Genomic DNA, 1,708 nt, shown 5'->3' with positions numbered 1-1,708 from the left:
ATAAAGAAAAAAACGTTTTTGGGTTAATGCCTCATCCAGAAAGGGCAGCAGAAAGCATTCTTGGAACAGATGATGGTATTTATATATTAAAATCTATCTTGAATTATAGACTTTAATTATGAAAGAATTTTTTAAAGTAGCTGATGACCTTTACAAAATAGGTTTGACTTATACAGGTAAAAAAAGGGAATTTTATTTTAGGTCAGCAGTGAGTAGAGCTTATTATGGAGTTTTGTGGTTTATTAGAAATTATTATAGTTTAAGAGGAACAGATTTACATGGAATGGCACGGGCTGTATTAGCTAAAAATAATATAGATTTAAAAAACATGCTTGAGATGTTAGGCAAAGTTAGAAATTATGCAGATTATTATGAGAAAATTCCTATTGACTTTGACGCTAAATCAGTTAAGTTTTATATAGAACTTGCCAAATCTATAGTCTTGAGGCTAAAGAAATGATAATGGAAAAAGAATATACAGCATTAATAAAGGAATTTTTGAAGGAAAAATCATTAAAGCCTTTTAGGATAAGAGTTTTAAAAGAAAATGATGGTTTTATAATGATAATTGTTAAAGTTGCAAATATTCAGTTAAACAAAGCTGTAGACTTATCTTTTGAAGCTACAAGAAAATTATATAAAGAAACAGGACAAGATATAGCAGTATCAATAATTCCAACTTAGATAATAAAGTTTATTTATTACAGTTATTTAAGGAGATTTTCTATCTCCTTTTTTATCTTTTCTTCAGAAGCTCTACCTATCAATATCTTTTTAACTTTCAGGTTTTTATTTACAAAATAACTAATTGGAACTCCGAAAATATTGTATTTATACATTATTTTTCTACCATCAAGTAAAACAGGAATATCAAATCCCCAAATTTTTTTCTTTCTTGAACCTCTTTTACATCTTTAGTATCTATTACAACTGCATAAAAATTTATTTTATCTTTATATTTTTTGTAATACTTTGTAAAAATAGGAAGTTCTTTTTTACAGCTTCCGCAGTTTAATCCCCAAAATATTAGGATAGAAGGCTTTCCTTTTAAATCTTCTCTTTTTACAACCTTTCCATTTTCATCTAAAAGCTTGAAATAAGGTATTGTTTTTGCAAAAGAAAAACTAAAAACAGCCATTAAAATAAAAGTTATTAGCCTCATTACAAACTCCGAATAAATTATTATTACTACATTTTATAAAATTTTTTGAGGAAAACTATGATAAGAAACCAGCTTGAAGAATTAGAATACAAAATACTTCACGAAAGAGCAGCAAAAAGCAAACAGGCAACAAGAGAAAAACAGGAAATAGAATGTGATATAAGAACTAAATTTCAACGGGATAGAGATAGAATCCTGCATTCAAAAGCCTTTAGAAGATTAAAACATAAAACGCAGGTTTTTTTATCTCCAGAAGGAGACCATTACAGAACAAGGATGACCCACACCCTTGAAGTTTCACAAATAGCAAGGACAATAGCAAGGGCTTTAAGGTTAAATGAGGATTTAACAGAAGCTGTAGCCCTCGGGCACGACCTTGGACATACTCCATTTGGACATGCAGGAGAGTTTATATTAAGGGAAAGTGGAAGTTATCACCACGCAAAACAAAGCCTTAGAGTGGTTGAAAAGCTTGAAAATGATGGAAAAGGATTAAATCTTACAGTTGAAGTTAAAGACGGAATTTTAAAGCACAGCAAAGGAAAA

5 protein-coding genes and 1 pseudogene are annotated in these 1,708 nt (G+C 29.4%); 4 read left to right on the top strand and 2 right to left on the bottom strand.

What is annotated here, in order from left to right; translation table 11 throughout:
- The 3 genes and pseudogenes from HG1285_RS20675 to HG1285_RS02745 form a co-directional block, all read left to right on the top strand.
- Positions 1-116: pseudogene (locus HG1285_RS20675) on the top strand (phosphoribosylformylglycinamidine synthase I); the annotation flags it as partial.
- Positions 117-118: 2 nt separating this feature from the next.
- The gene (locus tag HG1285_RS02740) at positions 119-460 is read left to right on the top strand and encodes a hypothetical protein (RefSeq protein WP_008289050.1); all 342 of its coding nucleotides are present in this window, start codon (positions 119-121) and stop codon (positions 458-460) included.
- A 2-nt stretch (positions 461-462) separates the two neighbouring features.
- On the top strand, positions 463-684 hold the full coding sequence (locus tag HG1285_RS02745) for a hypothetical protein (protein ID WP_157560713.1): 222 nt from the start codon (positions 463-465) through the stop codon (positions 682-684).
- Between the two features lie 23 nt (positions 685-707).
- Here HG1285_RS02745 and HG1285_RS20560 read toward each other — a convergent pair whose 3' ends face one another.
- Together HG1285_RS20560 and HG1285_RS02750 are read right to left on the bottom strand one after the other, a co-directional pair.
- Positions 708-839, bottom strand: a complete 132-nt coding sequence (locus tag HG1285_RS20560) for a hypothetical protein (RefSeq protein WP_008289048.1) — start codon at positions 837-839, stop codon at positions 708-710.
- Complete coding sequence (locus HG1285_RS02750) at positions 839-1,162, bottom strand: redoxin domain-containing protein (RefSeq protein ID WP_008289047.1); 324 nt, start codon at positions 1,160-1,162, stop codon at positions 839-841. The genes HG1285_RS20560 and HG1285_RS02750 overlap by 1 nt, the downstream gene beginning before the upstream one ends.
- Before the next feature lie 57 nt (positions 1,163-1,219).
- Here HG1285_RS02750 and dgt point away from each other — a divergent pair.
- The coding region (dgt, locus tag HG1285_RS02755) for a dGTP triphosphohydrolase (protein WP_008289046.1) at positions 1,220-1,708 on the top strand (489 nt) is incomplete at its 3' end.

Source organism: Hydrogenivirga sp. 128-5-R1-1, assembly GCF_000171895.1.
The sequence above is the reverse complement of the archived record's forward strand: the minus strand, read 5'-3'. Positions and strand labels throughout refer to the sequence as shown.